At 66.2% G+C, this 18828-nt stretch carries 15 protein-coding genes; 2 read left to right on the forward strand and 13 right to left on the reverse strand.

Annotation, left to right across the window (positions count from 1 at the left end; genetic code table 11):
* Positions 1-217 precede the first annotated feature (217 nt).
* From GD627_RS09385 to hisI, 12 genes are all read right to left on the reverse strand, one after another.
* Positions 218-1432, reverse strand: a complete 1215-nt coding sequence (locus tag GD627_RS09385; protein WP_152272277.1) for an NADH:flavin oxidoreductase — start codon at positions 1430-1432, stop codon at positions 218-220.
* A 124-nt stretch (positions 1433-1556) separates the two neighbouring features.
* On the reverse strand, positions 1557-1901 hold the full coding sequence (locus tag GD627_RS09390) for a hypothetical protein (RefSeq protein WP_152272278.1): 345 nt from the start codon (positions 1899-1901) through the stop codon (positions 1557-1559).
* 81 nt (positions 1902-1982) lie between these two features.
* Positions 1983-3440: a glutamate synthase subunit beta gene (locus GD627_RS09395; protein ID WP_152272279.1), complete on the reverse strand. Its 1458-nt coding sequence runs from the start codon at positions 3438-3440 to the stop codon at positions 1983-1985.
* Positions 3433-8022, reverse strand: coding sequence for a glutamate synthase large subunit (gltB, locus tag GD627_RS09400; protein ID WP_152272280.1), 4590 nt, complete (start codon positions 8020-8022; stop codon positions 3433-3435). The genes GD627_RS09395 and gltB overlap by 8 nt, the downstream gene beginning before the upstream one ends.
* A gap of 260 nt (positions 8023-8282) precedes the next feature.
* Entirely contained in the window at positions 8283-9317 is a 1035-nt protein-coding gene (gene lgt / locus GD627_RS09405; RefSeq protein WP_152272281.1) for a prolipoprotein diacylglyceryl transferase, read from the reverse strand.
* Positions 9314-10123 carry a tryptophan synthase subunit alpha gene (gene trpA / locus GD627_RS09410; RefSeq protein WP_152272282.1) on the reverse strand — a complete coding sequence of 270 codons (810 nt, stop codon included), beginning with the start codon at positions 10121-10123 and terminating at the stop codon, positions 9314-9316. Before trpA ends, lgt begins: the two co-directional genes overlap by 4 nt.
* Positions 10120-11469, reverse strand: coding sequence for a tryptophan synthase subunit beta (trpB, locus tag GD627_RS09415; protein WP_246165412.1), 1350 nt, complete (start codon positions 11467-11469; stop codon positions 10120-10122). Before trpB ends, trpA begins: the two co-directional genes overlap by 4 nt.
* A 68-nt stretch (positions 11470-11537) precedes the next feature.
* A complete protein-coding gene (gene trpC / locus GD627_RS09420) occupies positions 11538-12374 on the reverse strand; it encodes an indole-3-glycerol phosphate synthase TrpC (RefSeq protein WP_152272283.1) in 837 nt (278 codons plus the stop codon).
* Positions 12375-12668: an HGxxPAAW family protein gene (locus GD627_RS09425; RefSeq protein WP_146362200.1), complete on the reverse strand. Its 294-nt coding sequence runs from the start codon at positions 12666-12668 to the stop codon at positions 12375-12377.
* A gap of 127 nt (positions 12669-12795) precedes the next feature.
* Entirely contained in the window at positions 12796-13536 is a 741-nt protein-coding gene (locus GD627_RS09430; protein ID WP_152272284.1) for a Trp biosynthesis-associated membrane protein, read from the reverse strand.
* On the reverse strand, positions 13533-15107 hold the full coding sequence (locus tag GD627_RS09435) for an anthranilate synthase component I (RefSeq protein ID WP_146362202.1): 1575 nt from the start codon (positions 15105-15107) through the stop codon (positions 13533-13535). Before GD627_RS09435 ends, GD627_RS09430 begins: the two co-directional genes overlap by 4 nt.
* 41 nt (positions 15108-15148) lie before the next feature.
* On the reverse strand, positions 15149-15535 hold the full coding sequence (hisI, locus tag GD627_RS09440; RefSeq protein ID WP_146362203.1) for a phosphoribosyl-AMP cyclohydrolase: 387 nt from the start codon (positions 15533-15535) through the stop codon (positions 15149-15151).
* A 100-nt stretch (positions 15536-15635) separates the two neighbouring features.
* Between hisI and GD627_RS09445 the strand changes: the two genes are divergently transcribed.
* A complete protein-coding gene (locus tag GD627_RS09445) occupies positions 15636-16280 on the forward strand; it encodes a TIGR03085 family metal-binding protein (protein ID WP_146362431.1) in 645 nt (214 codons plus the stop codon).
* Between the two features lie 204 nt (positions 16281-16484).
* On the opposite strand, the gene GD627_RS09450 is transcribed toward GD627_RS09445, so the two are convergent.
* Positions 16485-17504, reverse strand: coding sequence for a DUF808 domain-containing protein (locus GD627_RS09450; protein ID WP_152272285.1), 1020 nt, complete (start codon positions 17502-17504; stop codon positions 16485-16487).
* Positions 17505-17652: 148 nt separating this feature from the next.
* Between GD627_RS09450 and GD627_RS09455 the strand changes: the two genes are divergently transcribed.
* A complete protein-coding gene (locus GD627_RS09455; protein WP_146362205.1) occupies positions 17653-18039 on the forward strand; it encodes a hypothetical protein in 387 nt (128 codons plus the stop codon).
* Positions 18040-18828: the final 789 nt, after the last annotated feature.

Below are 18828 nucleotides of genomic sequence, written 5' to 3' on the forward strand. Positions count from 1 at the left end.
GTCTCCCTTGGCAGTTTGCGCATGGGAACAAGCTGTTGGCCACGCCCGAAACCCGGGCGTGGGCCCCGCCGAGCACTTGCTGACCCCGACCGGTAGTGGGATGGCCTGCACAGATTCCCAGAAAGTGCGCGAAGCTCGGGATTCCGGGGGCAGATAGGTGGCTCACCTGCCGGCGGTCGTGGGAATCTGTGCACGCGGATCAGGCGCAGGCCTGGCCCTAAGCGGGCTGAACAGCCTCCGCCAGCACGCAGTGGGTCTTCCCGTAGACGGTGAACATGCACTTGTTGCAGTGAATACAGAGACCGGGCTTGGTGGGGTCCTCCGCCAGGCGGTTGATCAGGTCCGGCTCGCGCAGTAGTGCCCGGCCCATCGCAGCGAACTCGAATCCCTCGGCCATGGCGGCCTCCAGGTGGAGCATATTGTTCACCCCGCCGAGCAGGATGAGCTTCGCATTCTTCACCACCGGGCGGACCTGCCGGGCGGCCTCCAGCATGTAGAGATCGTAGTAGGGGTATTCCCCCAGGATCCTCTTTCCCAGCATCTTCACGCCGGTCTTGAACGGCTCCTTCATAACGGCCGCCATTCCGTCCACCGGCACGTCGCCGCGGAAGAGGAACATCTGCCGCTTCACCGAGGAACCCATGGTCAGCTCGATGGCGTCCAGCACCTTGTCCGAGTCCAGCAGCTGGGCGGACTGCAGGGATTCATCCAGCCAGATGCTTCCCTTGATCCCGTCATCCATACTCATTTTGGCAATGACGGCAATGCGGTCGCCAACGGCGTCCTTCACCGCCTGGGCAATTTCCCGGGCGAAGCGGGTGCGGTTCTCGATGCTGCCCCCGTATTCGTCCCTGCGCTTGTTGATCCAGGGGCTCATAAACGAGCTGGGAAGGTACAGGTGGCCGAAATGCAGCTCGACGGCGTCGAATCCCGAGTCCACCGCAACGAGCGCCGCATCCCGGAACTGCCCGACGACGCCGCGCATCTGCTCCCGGGTGATCTCCTTGGAAAGCTGGAATGACGTGGGGTTCAGGAAAGTGCTGGGCGCCAGGGCCGAAGTCCCGGTCACGGCACGGCTGGCGACGACGCCGGCGTGGCCCAGCTGTGCGGAGATGGCGGCGCCTTCGGCATGGACGGCGGCGGTGAGCCGCTGCAGTCCCGGCACGGCTTCGGCGGACATGATGATCTGCCCCGGGGCGCTGCGGCCCTCCTGCGCCACCGAGCAGTAAGCCACCGTCGTCATGCCCACGCCGCCGCGGGCAAACCCGACGTGGAAGTCGATGAGATCCTGGGTAACGAGTCCTTCCGGCGACCTGCCCTCCGACGTTGCGGCTTTAATGATCCGGTTGCGCAGGCGGACCGGCCCCAGTGTCTCCGGGGACAGCGGCGACGGTACGGGCGGACGGGTACCCAGGGTGACATCAACAGACATGGCAGAGACTCCTTGGTGGCGGGAAAGACGCTCAGTACCAGGAACTGTAGACCACAGCCTCCGGCGGATCAGTTCATCCGGCGCCGGTAAATGGCCGTGGCGCCGCTGTGCGGCCGGAACCGGGTTACCCGTCCGCAGCCTCGTCCTCGCCCGCGAGGACGAACATGTCTCCGGACTTTACGATCAGCACCGGATGCAGGGCACCCATGATGAACACACAGGCGATGCTGAACACCCAGGTGGGCAGGTCCGAATCCGCCGACAGCAGCAGTGCTGTCCACAGCAGCACACCGATGGCGCCGATGAACAGGACCACACCGCGGAATCCCCGAGGGCGAAACCGGATCTGTGACCTCCGGTGCGGATGCTTTTTGTCCACCTTTCGGAGCTTTTTCAGGAAAAGGCCGAGCGCAATGATGCCAACCGTAAATGCCCCGCAGACAAACGTTGCAACAACTCCTGCCACCATGCGCTCTCCCCCAACGTGCTCATCGGAAAACGCAGCCGCGTGATCCACCGCGTAGTCTACCCAGTCCCGGCGGGAGCGGACCTACAGTGCGGTGATGGCCCGGTCGGTCGGCGCCACCGGTGCCGGCAGGCGGGTGGAGCCCATGAGCCACTGGTCTACGGCTGCCGCGGCCGCCCGTCCCTCGGCGATTGCCCACACGATCAGGGACTGCCCTCGCCCGGCGTCGCCGGCGGCGAACACGCCCGGGGTGCCGGTCATGTAATACCCGTCGCGGACCACGTTGCCGCGCTCGTCGAATTCCGCGGAGACCTGATCGGCCAGCCCGGCGGGTTCCGGGCCGGTGAAGCCCAGGGACAGGAACACCAGGTCCGCCGGGAGAATCCGTTCAGTACCGGCCTTGGGCAGCCGCTTGCCGTCCACGAACTCGGTTTCAGCCACCTTCACCCCGGTGAGTTTCCCGTTCTCCCCCACGAACTCCACCGTGGAGGCCAGGAAGGTGCGTTCGCCGCCTTCCTCGTGGGCGCTGGCCATCTCGAACAGCGTGGGGTACATCGGCCAGGGCTGGTGGGCGGCACGCTCGGCGGGCGGCTGCTGGCCGATCGCCAGCGTGGTGACCGAGGCGGCCTGCTGGCGGTGCGCGGTGCCGAGGCAGTCCGCGCCGGTGTCGCCGCCGCCGAGGATGACCACGTGCTTGCCCTCGGCCGTGATCTGGTTCTTCACGGTGTCACCGGCCACGGCACGGTTGGACTGCACCAGGTAGTCCATGGCGAAGTGCACGCCGGACAGTTCCCGGCCGGGGATGGGCAGGTCACGGGGCACGGTGGCTCCGGTGGCGATCACCACGGCGTCGTAACGGCGGCGCAGCTGCTCCCAGCTGATGTCCTTACCCACTTCGACGCCGGTGCGGAAGCGGGTGCCCTCGGCGCGCATCTGTTCCAGCCGGCGGTCCACCTGGATCTTTTCCATCTTGAAGTCCGGAATGCCGTAGCGCAGCAGCCCGCCGATCCGGTCCTCCCGTTCGTACACGGCCACGGTGTGTCCGGCGCGGGTGAGCTGCTGGGCGGCGGCAAGGCCGGCGGGGCCGGAGCCGACGACGGCGATGGTCCGGTCCGTCAGCCGCTCCGGCGGGTGCGGGGTAACCCAGCCCTCGCCCCAGGCTTCGTCGATGATGGAGACCTCCACCTGCTTGATGGTCACCGGCGGCTGGTTGATGCCCAGCACGCAGGACGCTTCGCAGGGGGCCGGGCAGAGCCGGCCGGTGAACTCCGGGAAGTTGTTCGTGGCGTGCAGCCGTTCAATGGCTTCGGCGCCCTTGTCCCGCCACATCAGGTCATTCCATTCCGGAATGAGGTTGCCCAGCGGGCAGCCCTGGTGGCAGAACGGAATGCCGCAGTCCATGCAGCGTCCCGCCTGGGCCTGCAGCACGCCCTTTTCCTGCGCTTCGTAGACCTCCTTGTAGTCCATGATGCGCACGCTGACGGGTCGCCGCGGCTGGGTTTCACGATCGCGTACCTTCAGGAATCCGCGTGGGTCAGCCACCGGTAACCTCCAAAATCTTGTTCCAGGCCTCGGCGCCGTCGGGATCAAGTCCCGCTTCGGCGGCGGAGGCGCGGGCGCCGAGCACTGCGGCGTAATCCCGCGGCAGTACCTTGGTTATGCGGGACACGGTGTCCTCGAAGTTTTCCAGCATTTTCCGGGCCAGGTCGGAGCCGGTTTCCTCGAAGTGTCGGATCAGCAGCCCGCGGACAATGTCGATGTCCTCGGCGTCCGGCGCCTCGAGCCGCAGCTCGCCGCGTTCCAGGGATTCCTTGTTGACGTTGGCCGGTTCCAGGTCCGCCACGTACGCGGTGCCGCCGGACATGCCGGCGCCGAAGTTCCGGCCGGTGGGTCCCAGAATCAGGGTCTGCCCGCCGGTCATGTACTCGCAGCCATGGTCGCCGATGCCTTCGACGACGGCGGTGGCTCCGGAGTTGCGGACCAGGAAGCGTTCGCCCACCTGGCCGCTGAGGAACATCTCGCCGCTGGTCGCGCCGTAGCCGATTACGTTGCCGGCAATGACATTCCGGTCCGCTGCAAAGACGTTGCCGCGGTCCGGGCGGACAATGATCCGGCCGCCGGAGAGGCCCTTGCCCACATAGTCGTTCGAGTCGCCGAACAGCCGCAGGGTGATCCCGGCGGGCAGGAACGCGCCGAGGGACTGCCCGGCCTGGCCGGTGAGGGTGACGTCGATGGTGTCCGGTGCGAGGGTTTCCGCTCCGAACGTCTTGGTGACGGTGTGCCCGAGCATGGTGCCCACGGAGCGGTCCGTGTTGACCACGTCCAGGGCGATCCGCACCGGCGCCCGGTTCTGCAGGGCATCGGCGCTCATCTCGATGAGCCGGTTGTCGAAGTGCTGATCGAGTTCGTGGTTCTGCGGCACCATGTTCCTAAGCGGCGCGCCGGGGTCAACCTCGGGACCGCGCAGGATGGGTTCCAGGTCCAGTCCGTCGGCCTTCCAGTGGTCGACGGCGGCCCGGGTGTCCAGCAGTTCCGTGTGGCCGATCGCCTCTTCCAGGGTGCGGAATCCGAGGTCGGCGAGGATTTCGCGGATCTCCTCGGCGATGAACTCGAAGAAGTTCACCACGAATTCCGGCTTGCCGGTGAACCGTGCCCGCAGTTCGGGGTTCTGCGTGGCCACGCCCACCGGGCAGGTGTCCAGATGGCAGACGCGCATCATGACGCAGCCGGAGACCACCAGCGGTGCGGTGGCGAAGCCGAATTCCTCCCCGCCCAGCAGCGCGGCCATCACTACGTCGCGGCCGGTTTTCAGCTGCCCGTCCACCTGGACCACCACCCGGTCCCGGAGTCCGTTGAGCATCAGGGTCTGCTGGGTTTCTGCCAGGCCGAGTTCCCAGGGAGCCCCGGCGTGCTTGAGCGAGTTCAGCGGGGAGGCGCCGGTACCGCCGTCGTGCCCGGACACCAGGACGACGTCGGCCTTGGCCTTGGTCACGCCGGCCGCCACCGTGCCGATTCCGGCTTCGGAGACCAGCTTCACGTGGACCCGGGCGCTCGGATTGGAGCGCTTGAGGTCATAGATCAGCTGGGCCAGGTCCTCGATGGAGTAAATGTCGTGATGCGGCGGCGGGGAGATCAGTCCGACGCCGGGCGTGGAGTGGCGGGTGCGGGCAACCCATGGGTAGACCTTCTGCGCCATCAGCTGGCCGCCCTCCCCGGGCTTGGCGCCCTGGGCCATCTTGATCTGGATGTCCTGCGCGTTGGTCAGGTAAAGGCTGGTGACTCCGAAGCGGCCCGAAGCCACCTGCTTGATCGCCGAGTTGCGCTCGGGATCCAGCAGCCGCTCCGGGTCCTCGCCGCCCTCACCGGTGTTGGACTTGCCGCCCAGCCGGTTCATGGCGACGGCCAGGGTTTCGTGGGCTTCCTGGGAGATGGAACCGTAGCTCATGGCACCCGTGGAGAAACGTTTGACGATGCTGGAGACGGGCTCCACCTCGTCCAGCGGCACGGGGGTGCGGTCCCCGGTGCGGAAGTCCAGCAGCCCGCGCAGGGTCATGAGGTTCCTGGACTGATCGTTGACGCCGCGGGTGTACGCCTTGAACACGTCATACCGGCGTTCACGGGTGGCGTGCTGGAGCCGGAACACGGTCTCGGGATTGAACAGGTGCGGCGGTCCTTCCCGGCGCCACTGGTATTCGCCTCCGTTGTCCAGGGCGCGGTGGGGCTCCTCGACGCCGTCGCCCGGATAAGCGTCGGCGTGCCGGGCGGCCGCCTCGGCGGCAATCACGTCCAGGCCGACACCGCCGAGCTGGGTCTGGGTGCCGTGGAAGAACTCGTCCACCAGTTCCTGGCCCAGGCCGAGGGCTTCGAAGGTCTGCGCCCCGCAGTAGGAGGCGACCGTCGAGATGCCCATCTTGGACATGATCTTCAGGACGCCCTTGCCCAGGCCCTTGATCAGGTTGGTGACGGCCTGTTCGCCGGTGACCCCGGTGATGTCGCCGTTGCGGACCAGGTCCTCGCAGGTTTCCATCGCCAGGTACGGGTTCACGGCGGAGGCACCGTAGCCGATCAGCAGGGCCACGTGGTGGACCTCGCGGACGTCGCCGGCTTCCACCAGCAGGGAAATCTTGGTCCGGTTGGCGCTCTTGAGCAGGTGGTTGTGCACCGCGGAGAGCAGCAGCAGGGACGGGATGGGGGCCCACTGCGCGTTGGAGTCGCGGTCCGAGAGCACAATGTACTGCACGCCGCGGTTCACCGCCCCGGAGACCTTTTCGCAGATTTCGCTGATCCTTGCCCGCAGTTCGGCTTCGCCGCCCTGGGGACGGTAGAGGCCGCGGACCTTGAGCGCTATCCGGTCGCCGTCGTCGTCCGTGAGGTTGGCGATCTTGGCCAGTTCGTCATTGTTGATCACGGGGAACTTCAGCGCGATCTGGCTGGTCTTCACCTGCTTCAGGGACAGCAGGTTGCCGTTGGGGCCAATGGAGGCCTGCAGGGAGGTGACCAGTTCCTCGCGGATGGAGTCCAGCGGCGGGTTGGTGACCTGGGCGAAGGACTGCACAAAGTAGTCGAAGAGCAGCCGCGGCCGCTTCGAGAGGACGGCAATGGGAGTGTCCGAGCCCATCGCGCCCAGCGGCTCGGCGCCGTTGCGGGCCATCGGACCCAGTAGGATCCGCAGTTCCTCCTGGGTGTAGCCGAAGGTCCGCTGGCGGCGGTTGATCGAGGCCTTGGTGTGCAGCACGTGCTCACGCTCGGGCAGCTCTTCCAAACGGACCTGGTTTTCCCTCACCCAGTCCGCCCACGGGTTGGCAGCGGCGATCTCGGCCTTGATTTCCTCGTCTTCGATCAGCCGTCCCTCGGCCGTGTCGACGAGGAACATCTTGCCGGGCGAGACGCGGCCCTTGCGGACCACCTTCGCGGGGTCAATGTCCACCACGCCCACCTCGGAGGCCAGCACCACCAGCCCGTCATCGGTCACCCAGTAGCGGGCGGGGCGCAGCCCGTTGCGGTCCAGCACCGCCCCCACCTGCACCCCGTCGGTGAAGGACACGGCGGCGGGACCGTCCCACGGCTCCATGAGCATGGAGTGGTACTGGTAGAACGCCCGGCGGGCCGGGTCCATGGTGGCGTGGTTCTCCCAAGCCTCCGGGATCATCATCATGATGGCGTGCGTGACGGGCCGGCCGGAGAGCATCAGCAGCTCGGCGACCTCGTCGAAGGACGCGGAGTCGGACGCGCCGGGGGTGCAGATCGGGAAGAGTTCTTCCGGAGTCTGCCCCAGCAGCGGGTTCTTCATCTGCGACTGCCGGGCCCGCATCCAGTTTCGGTTGCCCTTGACGGTGTTGATTTCACCGTTGTGGGCGATGGCGCGGAACGGCTGGGCCAGCGGCCAGGACGGGAAGGTGTTGGTGGAGAAGCGCGAGTGCACAATGCCCAGGCGGGTCTTGAACCGGGGATCGGACAGATCGGGGAAGAAGGGTTCCAGCTGCGCGGTGGTCACCATGCCCTTGTAGACCATGGTCTTGGAGGACAGGGAGGGGAAATAGACGCCGAACTTGTTCTGTGAACGCTTGCGGACGCGGAAGGCACGCGCGTCCAGGTCCTCGGTGCCGATGCCGTCTTCGGGGGCGAGGAACACCTGTTCGAAATGCGGCATGCAGGCCCGGGACATGGCGCCTACAAGATCGGCCACGACGGGCACCCCGCGCCAGCCCAGCACGCGCAGGCCCTCGCTGGCGGCAATCAGTTCGACGCCGGCGCGGGCGGTCTGCTGCTCCCGGTCCTCGGTGGGGAGGAAGGCGGTGCCGACGGCGTACCCTCCGGCGGCGGGAAGGTCGAAGTCCGTGACCGCACGGAAGAATTCGTCGGGAACCTGGGTGAGGAGGCCGGCGCCGTCGCCGGTGCCTTCGTCGGCTCCCACGGCACCGCGGTGCTCGAGGTTGCGCAGGGCGGCGAGGGCGGCGTCGACAATCCCGTGCGTGGGTTCGCCGCGCAGGGTGGCGATGACAGCCAGGCCGCACGCGTCCTTTTCATTCTCCGCCCGGTACAGTCCGGCATCCTGGGGAAGCGCGGCAAAGCGGGTAAACGGTGACACGACCGTGTTCGGGTATGCAGACAGGGAATCAGCCATACGTGAGTCCTTCCCCCTTGGTAGAGCGTTGGGAGGGGACAGCGCTGGCCCCGGCGGAAATTCCCGAGAGGGACCTTCCGCGGCATTGATTGATTTTACGGCTCACTCCACCCTGATAAACCCGGAAACTGATCCGTTTTTATGAGGAATTCCTGTGCCGTCAACCGCCGCTTTCCGGAAAGGGGTGGCCCCGGTGCTGCAGCAGCGTTTTGGCGCCACGCCTATGTGGCTTCCGCCTGCAGCACCGGGGTTACCGGGCTCTAGGCCGAAGGTCCGTTGTCCTTGGACCGGTGAGGATGGGACTCCTCGGTTTTTGTCTTTGCGAGATTAGCACGCACCGGACGGTCAGTTGGCGCGGATCCGGTATTCCCGGCTTCTGTTTCACTCTTGTTACCGGCGGTGCCAACACCGCCCGCGGGCTCCGGCTCATGGCCATGAAGGTACAGCGAGCCCTCACCGCCCTTGCGGGCCTTGCCGGTGAGGTAAATAAAGATGCCTACGGAGGCTGCCAGGATGAGCAGGCTGGTCCACACATTGAGGCGTTGTGTGACGCCGAGCAGCGTAATCATTTCGGCGTCATCAATGCGCAGCAGTTCAATCCAGAGCCGTCCGGCCGTGTAGAAGGCCGCGTAGATCCAGAACAACCGGCCGCCGCGGAGCCGGAACCGGCGGTCCAGCAGCAGGAGCAGGGCAACGCCGGCGAGGTTCCAGAGCGACTCGTAGAGGAAGGTCGGGTGGAAGGTGGTGCCGGGGGCTGCGTCGGCGGGGAAATTCGCGTTGTCCGGATCGATCTCCAGCCCCCAGGGCAGGTCCGTTTCCGAGCCGAACAGTTCCTGGTTGAACCAGTTGCCCCAGCGGCCCACAGCCTGGGCCAGCAGCAGCCCGGGGGCGGCGGCGTCGGCAAAGGTGGAAAGCTTGATCCCGGCACGGCGGCAGCCGATCCAGGCACCGACAGCACCCAGGGCCACTGCACCCCAGATACCCAGGCCGCCGCGCCAGATCTGCGGGATGAGGGACAGGTCCCCGTCCGCACCGAAGTAGGCGTCCGGGGAGGAGATGACGTGGTACAGCCGGCCGCCGATGATGCCGAAGGGAATGGCCCAGATGGCGATGTCCCAGACGGACTCCTCCGGCAGTCCGCGGGCCTTCCAGCGGCGGGAGGTCAGCCAGAGGGCGATCATGATGCCGGCCAGGATGCACAGCGCGTACGCGTGGATGGTCAGCGGCCCCAGCGAGAAGCTGCTGAACTCCGCAGGCGGGCTGGGGATGCCGGCGTACACGGACAGAGGGTTCATCGGCTCGCCTTCGCGGTTCCGGAGCTGAGGTCGCGGGTGAGGGCGGCCACGGCGTCGGTGCCGCCGTCGCGCAGGGCAGCCACCAGGGCGGTGCCCACAATGACGCCGTCGGCGTAGGCGCCGATCTCACGGACGTGCTCGGCGCGGGAGACGCCCAGCCCCACACAGACCCGCTCGGCACCGGCGCCGCGGGCGGCGCTGACCACGCTTTGGGCGGCGTCGCTGACACTGTCCCGGGCGCCGGTGACGCCCATGATCGAGACGGCGTAGACAAAGCCGCGGCTGGCGGCCACGGTGCTCTTCATCCGGGCTTCGGTGGAGGACGGGGCAACCAGGAACACCCGGTCCAGGCCGTATTTGTCGGAGGCTTCGAACCATTCGGATGCTTCGTCCGGGACCAGGTCCGGAGTGATCAACCCTGCTCCCCCGGCTTCGGCCAGGCGGCGGGAGAACTCGTCCACGCCCATCCGGACCACGGGATTCCAGTAGGTCATCACCAGCACGGCGGCATCGGTGGCGGCAGTGATGCCGGCGACGACGTCGAACACCTGCGCTACCCGGAAGCCGTCTGCCAGCGCCTGCGTGGTGGCGGCCTGGATGACATGGCCGTCCATGACGGGATCCGAATAGGGAATGCCGATTTCAATCAGGTCCGCGCCGTTCTCCGCCAGGGCGATGCCGGCGGCGATGGTGGCTTCCACCGTGGGATACCCGGCGGGCAGGTAGCCGATGAGCGCAGCGCGTCCTTCGGCGGCGGCCCGGTCAATGGCTGCGGCGGACTTGCTCTGCGGTGCCTCGGTGCTCACAGCTGTTCCCCTTCTTTGCCGATTTCCGCTTCGGCTGATTCGTTGTCCAACAGGTTGAACCACTCCGCGGCGGTGGCCACATCCTTGTCGCCGCGGCCGGAGAGGTTCACCAGCACAATCTTTTCGGCGGCGTCACCCTCCTCGGCGGCAAGCCGCTGGCCCACCTTGATGGCGCCGGCAAGGGCGTGGGCGGATTCGATGGCCGGGATGATGCCTTCGGTGCGGCAGAGCAGCCGGAAGGCCTCCATGGCCTCGGCATCGGTGATCGGTTCGTAGCTGACCCGGCCAATATCGGCCAGGTAGGCGTGCTCGGGTCCGACTCCGGGGTAATCCAGACCGGCGGAGATGGAGTGGGACTCGACCGTCTGGCCGTCGTCATCCTGCATCAGGTAGGAGCGGGCGCCGTGCAGCACGCCGGGGCGGCCGAGGGTGATGGTGGCGGCGTGGCGGCCGGTTTCGACTCCGTCGCCACCTGCCTCGAAGCCGTAGATCCTCACTTCGGGATCATCGAGGAAACCGTGGAAGATGCCGATGGCGTTGGAGCCGCCGCCAATGCAGGCGCACACGGCGTCCGGCAGCCGGCCGGCCTGCTCCAGCATCTGGGCGCGGGCCTCTTCGCCGATGACCTCGTGGAAGTAGCGGACCATGGCCGGGAACGGGTGCGCCCCGGCGGCGGTGCCCAGCAGGTAGTGGGTTTTGTCCACATTGGCGACCCAGTCCCGCAGTGCCTCGTTAATGGCGTCCTTAAGGGTCTGGGAGCCGCTGGTCACCGGAATGACCTTGGCGCCGAGCAGTTCCATCCGGGCCACGTTCAGGGCCTGCCGGCGGCAGTCCTCGGCGCCCATGTAGACCACGCACTCGAGGCCGAGCAGGGCTGCGGCGGTGGCGCTGGCCACGCCGTGCTGTCCGGCTCCGGTCTCAGCGATGACCCGCGTTTTACCCATCCGCTTGGCAAGCAGCGCCTGGCCCAGCACGTTGTTGATCTTGTGCGAGCCGGTGTGGTTGAGGTCTTCGCGCTTGAGGAAAATCCGCACTCCGCCGGCATGTTCGGAGAACCGCTTGGCTTCAGTGAGCAGGGACGGGCGGCCGGAGTAGTTCTTGTTGAGGTCCGCCACCTGGGCGGTGAACTCCGGATCGGCCTTGGCCTTCTCGAAGGTGTCTTCCAGCTCGTCCAGCGCCGCGATCAGGGACTCGGGCATCCAGCGGCCGCCGTACTCCCCGAAGTACGGGCCGGAGGCGTGGCGCAGCGAGGACACTCCCCCGTTCAGGAAGGCCTCCGTAACGCTTCCGCTTCCGGACTCCGCGGCAGCACCGGCTGCCTGTGCCTGTTCCGACTTCCCGATCATGGGCTTTGTGTCCTGTCCTGCTTGGGCCCGGGCCGTTCCTGCCCGGACAGGGGGTGTGGGGCGGAGCGTCAGCTTCCGCCGTTGTTCCGGCTGCGGGCAGCAATTGCCTTGGCGCCGATGGAGGTGAATTCGCCGATGGTTTCGGCCGGAGAGGAGTGCTTGACGAGGGCCTCGCCCACCAGCACGGCGTTGGCTCCGTTGGAGGCATAGTGTTCGACGTCGGCGGCGTCACGGACACCGGATTCGGCGATCACCACGGGGCCGGCCGGGATGCTTCCGGCGAGGGCGGCGAACACCGAGCGGTCGACGTCGAGCGTCTTCAGGTTGCGCACGTTGATGCCGATGATCCGTGCACCCAGGGCCAGGGCCCGGTCCACTTCTTCGGCCGTGTGCGTTTCCACGAGCGCATTCATGCCCAGTTCGTGAGTGAGGTCCAGGAAGGTGCGCAGCTGCTCATCCTCCAGTGCGGCCACGATGAGCAGGACCAGGTCGGCGCCATGGGCGCGTGCTTCCCAGATCTGGTACTCGTCCACGGTGAAGTCCTTGCGCAGCACGGGAATCCCGACGGCGGTCCGGACGGCATCCAGATCCGCCAGGGATCCCCGGAAGCGGCGCTGCTCGGTGAGGACGCTGATCACAGCGGCTCCCCCGCGCTCATAGGCGGCCGCAAGGGACGCCGGATCGGCGATGTCTGCCAGTTCGCCCTTGGAAGGGCTGCTGCGCTTGACCTCGGCGATGACGTGCAGCCGGGTGCGCGGAGCCGCGGTTCCGCCCAGCGCAGCGTAGGCATCAAGCGGCGCCGGAGCCTGCAGCGCCAATCCGCGGACCTGCTCGAGCGAAACGCGTTGCCGGCGTTCGGAAAGATCCTCCCGCACGCCGGCAATGATGTCGTCGAGAACGCTCACTCAGTGGCCGCTGTTCTTCAGCTTTGATCCGTTGACGCCGTAGCCTGCCTTGCGCATGATGAAACCGACGACCAGGCCGATCAGCATGACGGCAATGCCGGCAAAGAAACCGATGAAGCTGGCCATGATGAAAGCAACGGAGGACACCGCGGCACCGACGATCATGATCAGGACGCAGGTCCACGCCGCAGGCGTGTTTCCGTGCCCGATGGTCTCATCGTGGATGCTGGCGTGGCTGGCGGTCCCGTTTTCCTGACCGGGCTTCAGGCGCTGGTCTGTGGCGTTTGTGCTCATGATGAATCTCCTCGTTAACGAATCTGGTTTCCATTCTGCCATTACTGGCCGGAAACCCTTTCACATATTGCACCGGCGGTCCGGGGCAATCAGGTTCTCTGGCGGGCGGACGCAGGATCCGCGGGTCCTACTTGGTGTCGGTGGGGTCCTCGCCGCGGGTCAGCCGGTCCCAGCTGTCGATCTCGTCGACGGGCGGGCCTGCTGCTGAGTCCTTGCCCGGGTCTGCCGGGGCGGCCGCGGTGGTTCCGGGGCGGGAGCCCGCAGCGGACCCGGTGCGCCGGGCATCCGTGTCCGGGGCGTCCGTACCGGCGCCGTCAGTACCGGCGTCCGTCGTACCGGCGTCGGTCCCGGCGGCGCCGGGCTCGGCAGCCGGGGCGTAACGGCGCGACGTCGTCCAGTACCGGCCAGCGAGGGCCAGCCAGATGCCGGCCAGGGCAATCAGGATCCCGATGACCACTGCGGCGTACGGCATGGCTGTCAGTTCCGCTACGGTGCCTTCGGCGGAACTCACGCCGATGGCCTTGCCGATGGCGCCGGCGGCACCCTGCAGGGGGTCGCTGATGATCCGGTAGCTGGACACGGCTACACCTACCCCGGAGACCGTGACAATGACGGCAATGATCCAGCGGGCAATCCGGCCGGCTATTCCGGCCGCCAGAGCGGCAGCCACACCCACCACGGCGAAGGCCGTGACGGCGGTGGCAGCATCACTGCCGGAGACGGCGACGTCGGGCGTCACCACACCCGTGGCGGGCAGGGTGACGTTGAGCCAGGTACGGGTGGTGGTGCCGAAGGCCAGGGCTGCCAGCAGGACGGTCCCCATGATGACGGTGCCCTTGCGGCCCCAGCGGGGGGTGGTGGTGCTCACTTGTCTGCTTCCTGTGCGGTGATGCGGGTTGGAGGTGCCTCAACGGTCTCCAGTGAAGCGGCGAGGAGGGCGGCCCGCAGCGGCGCGGCCGCCTTATTGACGGTTTCCTGCGCTTCGGCTTCGAGATCCGAATCGTTGACAATGCCGCCGCCGGCCTGGACATAGGCCTTGCCGTCGCGCAGCAGGGCGGAACGGATGGCGATGGCCATGTCCATGTCCCCGGCGAAGTCGAGGTAGCCCACTACCCCGCCGTAGATTCCGCGGCGGTGCGGTTCCACTTCGTCCAGGAGGCGCAGGGCACGGGGCTTGGGGGCGCCGGACAGGGTTCCCGCGGGAAAGGTCGCGGCCAGTACGTCGTAGGCGGTGGAGGCGTCAGCGAGCCGCCCGACGACGGTGGAGACCAGGTGCATGATGTGGCTGAAACGCTCCACCTCCATGAACTGGGTGACGTCGATGCTGCCGGGGCGGCAGACCTTGGACAGGTCGTTGCGGGCCAGGTCCACCAGCATCAGGTGTTCGGCCCGTTCCTTTTCGTCTTCCAGCAGTTCGTCCGCCAGGGCACGGTCCAGTTCCGAGGTCTTGCCGCGGGGCCGGGAGCCGGCGATCGGGTGCGTGATCACGTCGCGGCCGGTCACGGTCACCAGCGCCTCCGGGGAGGAGCCCACCACGTTAAAGGGGTTGCCGTGCGCGTCCTCGAAGTTGAACAGGTACATGTAGGGGCTGGGGTTGGTGGTGCGCAGCACCCGGTAGACGTCCAGGGCCTCGGCCCGGCAGTCTGCCTCGAAGCGGCGGGAAATGACCACCTGGAAGACTTCGCCGTCCACTATGGCCTGTTTGCCGCGCTGCACTGCGCGGGTGTAGTCCGGCTTGGGCCAGCTCTCCTTGACGTTGGCAGCCACGTCAATGGTGGTGCCCGGCGCCAGCACGGAGACGGCCTGCGGGATAGGGGACGCGAGCCGGCCGAGCATCGAGCGGACGCGGGCCACGGCGTCGTGCCAGGCTTCGTCCATGCGCTCGTCCGAGCCGTCGAAGTTGATGGCGTTGGCCACCAGGGTGACGGTGCCGTCACTGTTGTCATGGATGGCCATGTCCGAGACGAGGTTCATGGCAATTTCGGGCAGGTCCAGGTCATCCGCCGGCGGGTTGGGCAGCTTCTCCCAGTGGCGGACGGTTTCCCAGCCGACAAAGCCGACCATGCCGGAGGTGAACGGGGGAAGCTCGTCGAAGCGGTCCGTGGCCAGCAGCTCAACGGTGCGGGCGAGGGCCTCCACCGGGCTGCCGTCCACGGGCACGCCGGCCGGCGGGGAGCCCAGCCAGTGCGCCTGTCCGTCCAGCGTGGTCAGCGTGGCACGCGACCGGGCGCCGATGAAGGAATAGCGCGACCAGACGCCGCCGGACGCGGCGGATTCCATCAGGAAGGTCCCCGGCTCGCCGTTGGTGAGTTTGCGGTAGATCCCGATCGGGGTGTGCGCGTCCGCCAGCACGGTGAGGCGGACGGGGATCACCCGGCGGTCGCGCGCCAGGGCCCGGAATTCGTCCAGGCCGGGGCGGATGGCTCCTAGCTCCTGCATGTTTTTCTACTTCTTCCCTGCGTTGGTGGTGGAGCGGGGTCTTAGGCGGCGCCGACGACGGCGGGCAGCTCACGGCCGTCGAAGCAGGTGCGGGTGCCTGTGTGGCAGGCGGCGCCTACCTGGTCTACACGGATCAGGAGGGCGTCGCCGTCACAGTCCAGGGCCACGGACTTCACCCACTGCACATGCCCGGAGGTATCCCCCTTGCGCCAGTACTCCTGCCGGGAGCGGGACCAGAAGGTCACCCGTCCGGAGGTCAGGGTGCGGTGCAGTGCCTCGTCATCCATCCAACCGAGCATGAGGACCTGGTTGGTATCGAACTGCTGGACGACGGCGGCCACCAGGCCGGCGTCGTCGCGCTTGAGTGCCGCCGCGAGCTCCGGATCGAGGACAGCCGGCGGATTCTGGGGGGAAGGTGTGGGAAGCATCGCTACCGATTCTACTGCCCGGCGCTAAAACGCCGCGTTACGCGCGGATTAGAGCCGAAGCCCCGGCGAAAAGCAGGGTTCCATGCTAGTTTCAGCAGTGATGCATTTTGTTGACCCGTCCCGTGAAGTCCTGGCCGAGACGCTGCTTGCAGCCGGGCCCCATGCACCCACGCTTTGCGAGGGGTGGCAGACGAAAGAGCTCGCAGCCCACCTCTACCTGCGCGAGCACCGTATGAGTACTGCCCTGGGCATGTTCATCAAGCCCCTGGCAGCGCGGACGGACAAGGCCCTGGAGGAAACAGCGCAGAAGGCATCCACCACGGAGAGCTACGGCAAACTGGTCCGCGCGTTCCGGGCCGGGCCGCCGCGCCTGTCCCCCATGCACCTCAAATCAGTGGACAACAGCGCCAACCTCAGCGAGTACTTTGTGCACACCGAAGACATCCGGCGCGCCTCGGACCGCTGGGCGCCGCGCGCCCTCGATTCCGATTATTCTGACGCGTTGTGGGCGGAGCTCATCAAACGTGCGGCCATCCTGTACCGCGGCGTGGACCTGGGCATAGTGCTGGTGCGTCCGGACGGTCCCCGGCATGTGGCAAAGCGCGCTCCGGTGTCCGTGGCGATTGTCGGCGAACCGTGCGAGCTGCTGCTGCACGCCCACGGCCGGACCGGGCATGCCCTGGTGATGTACGAGGGCCAGCCGGACGCCGTCGCACTGCTGGAAAGCGCCGACATCGGGCTTTAGACGGTTTCGCCATGACAACGGACCGGACTCGACGCTGATTGGCGCGGCTGGTGGGGCGAGGATCCGCCCTTCCATATTCCCGTTTTTGTGCTGGAGCGAGCCTGACGCTGCCCGGTCTGCTCCTGGATTGTAGAGAATCCGCACGCACGCAAAAAGGGGCGGCCCCCTTAGCAAAGGAGGCCGCCCCTGAGACAGGAGTCCAGGTTAGCCGGCGGGGTCGGCGTCCGGTTTCTCCGGGTTGTGCCCGGCTGCTGCGGCCCTGGAGTCACCGTCCTCATGTCCGTCCTTCTTGCCGAAGGGCAGTACCTTTTTCAGCGGGTGCAGAATCGCCATGACAACCAGGCCCCAGGCCAGTCCGACGATGGCCGAGCAGAGCGTATTCACGAGCCAGCCCAGGATGCCGCCCACAACTGCAAGGCCGGCCACGGGGTGCTCCAGCGTGTGGACCAGGTCATACGGCGCGTGCCAGCCGAGGTCGGAGACACCCACCAGCATGATGTGGCCGCCCACCCAGAGCATGGCGATGGTTCCCACGAAAGTAATGGCTGCCAGGACGGCCGGCATTCCCTTCACCAGCAGACCGCCGATTCGCTGGGATCCTGCTGAGTCCTTTTTGGCGAGATGCAGGCCGATGTCGTCCATCTTGACGATCAGCCCGACGGCCCCGTAGACGAGGATGGTGATCGCAATAGCCACGACCACGAGGATGACCGCGCGGACCCAGATGGACGCGTCGCCCACCTCGTTCATGGAGATGACCATGATCTCGCAGGACAGGATGAAGTCGGTGGTGATGGCACCCTTGACCACCTTGGACTCGGCGTCGGGCCCCCGCTCTACCGCAGGGGCCTCCTTGTCCTCATGGTGGCCGAAGAACTTGTGCCAGACCTTCTCTGCGCCCTCGTAGCAGAGGTACGTGCCGCCGAGCATCAGGATGAACGGGATCACACCCGGAATGAAGGCGCTGATCAGCAGCAGTGCCGGAAGGATAAAGAGCAGTTTGTTGCGCAGCGAACCCCAGAAGATCTTTTTGATCATCGGCAGTTCACGGGACGGGTCGGCACCGGATACGTACTGGGGGGTCACTGCGGCATCGTCAATCACGACGCCGGCGGCCTTGGCTCCAGCTTTCGCGGCTCCCGCGGCAATGTCATCCACGGAGGCGGCGGCTATGCGTGCAAGCGCGGCAACGTCATCCAGCAGGGCGACGAGTCCCCCGCTCACAGTCCGGCTCCGTGCTGCGGGACGGGCAGGTGTTCGTAGATGGCGTCCTCGAGACGCAGAATTGGCATAACGAAATTATAGGTGGGCCGGGATAGTCGTCGGGAACCGATACCGGGCCGAACCTGGTCCGTGTTGTATTCTCCCTGCCATGAGCTACGACATTTTGGCGTTCGACGCGGACAGTGTCACGGACACGGATTTTCCTGCCTGGTGGCGCGAGCAGTCCAGTTGGTCGGAGAGCCATTCCTATGACGACGTCGCTGTAACCACTCCGGCCTTGAGGGAGTTTTACAGGGAGCTTATTGCAGCGTTTCCCCCGATGAACGGCCCGGGCTCTCCGACCGATGACGAATTCGATGAGGACCCTGAGTTGGAGACCCGGGTCACCGATTACACCATCGGAACGGCTGTGGTCTATGCGGCGTTTGCGTGGAGCCATGATGCAGAGGCAAGGTCGCTTTTCACCTCCCTTGCTGCCAAGCACGGTGTTGCCGTGGCTTTGGTGAGCGACGGTGATGAGATCCTGCGGCCATAGGCGTCCCGGAGCGCTTCATACACTCGGTCTCCATCTGCTCTGGCACTGTCCATCCGCGAGTCCTCAGGGCTTGTCGCAACGACCCTCGACCCCGCTGCCTTGCTCCGAAGGGTGCAGGGTCTCCGGCCTAATACTCAGCCAACTCGCTACCCGGAAACACAAACCCTGTTGAGAACTCGACCCAGTCCTCGTACTTGCCCTCCTTGTAGAGACGACCGGCGATCCTCTGACATTCCTGCAGGTCATTCTGAGTGCCCTTCGGGTCTAGTCCCAGGGCTTTATCCAACCGTTTCGCTGGCACCGTTTCAACTACTCCGGGACTCGTCATCACGTCGTACACATAATCCCCCCAGACCAGCAGGCCACGACGCTCAGGTACACGTACTTGCCGAACATGTCTTTTCCCCCTAACCGCTACTCCACTCTCCATAACAACAGGGGTTCACGCACGGAGGGCTAGGCTGCCTGGGCCGCATCAGCTACTGGCCATCCGAGCCGGCTCCTAGGGGTATAACAACTCATCAATCACAGCCCCTGACGGATAGCCTACCCAGGCCGACCGCCCCTGGAGGAAAAGTTCACTAGCCCTATCAAGGCACATATAGGCATCTGTTCGTGAGCTGTCGTGATCGGGAACGAGGACTCTGAGTAAGTCGATTGTATTCAAGCGGTCTTCCGTGCCTTGCTCATTAATAAGCGCATACATCCAGTGGTGCGACAAACCAAACAAACCGGCACGCCGATGCTCGACGGCCTTTAAATACCTTTCCCGGTAAGCCATAACCCACT

This window comes from Arthrobacter yangruifuii (assembly GCF_009192775.1).
In the GTDB taxonomy this organism is placed as follows: Bacteria; Actinomycetota; Actinomycetes; order Actinomycetales; family Micrococcaceae; genus Arthrobacter_B; species Arthrobacter_B yangruifuii.

What these genes read in the sequence shown, in the direction of transcription:
- GD627_RS09385 (WP_152272277.1), bottom strand. Translation starts at nt 1,432, where the DNA reads ATGTCTGTTGATGTCACCCTGGGTACCCGTCCGCCCGTACCGTCGCCG.
- GD627_RS09390 (WP_152272278.1), bottom strand. Translation starts at nt 1,901, where the DNA reads ATGGTGGCAGGAGTTGTTGCAACGTTTGTCTGCGGGGCATTTACGGTT.
- gltB (WP_152272280.1), bottom strand. Translation starts at nt 8,022, where the DNA reads ATGGCTGATTCCCTGTCTGCATACCCGAACACGGTCGTGTCACCGTTT.
- lgt (WP_152272281.1), bottom strand. Translation starts at nt 9,317, where the DNA reads ATGAACCCTCTGTCCGTGTACGCCGGCATCCCCAGCCCGCCTGCGGAG.
- trpB (WP_246165412.1), bottom strand. Translation starts at nt 11,469, where the DNA reads ATGATCGGGAAGTCGGAACAGGCACAGGCAGCCGGTGCTGCCGCGGAG.
- GD627_RS09425 (WP_146362200.1), bottom strand. Translation starts at nt 12,668, where the DNA reads ATGAGCACAAACGCCACAGACCAGCGCCTGAAGCCCGGTCAGGAAAAC.
- GD627_RS09435 (WP_146362202.1), bottom strand. Translation starts at nt 15,107, where the DNA reads ATGCAGGAGCTAGGAGCCATCCGCCCCGGCCTGGACGAATTCCGGGCC.
- hisI (WP_146362203.1), bottom strand. Translation starts at nt 15,535, where the DNA reads ATGCTTCCCACACCTTCCCCCCAGAATCCGCCGGCTGTCCTCGATCCG.
- GD627_RS09445 (WP_146362431.1), top strand. Translation starts at nt 15,636, where the DNA reads ATGCATTTTGTTGACCCGTCCCGTGAAGTCCTGGCCGAGACGCTGCTT.
- GD627_RS09455 (WP_146362205.1), top strand. Translation starts at nt 17,653, where the DNA reads ATGAGCTACGACATTTTGGCGTTCGACGCGGACAGTGTCACGGACACG.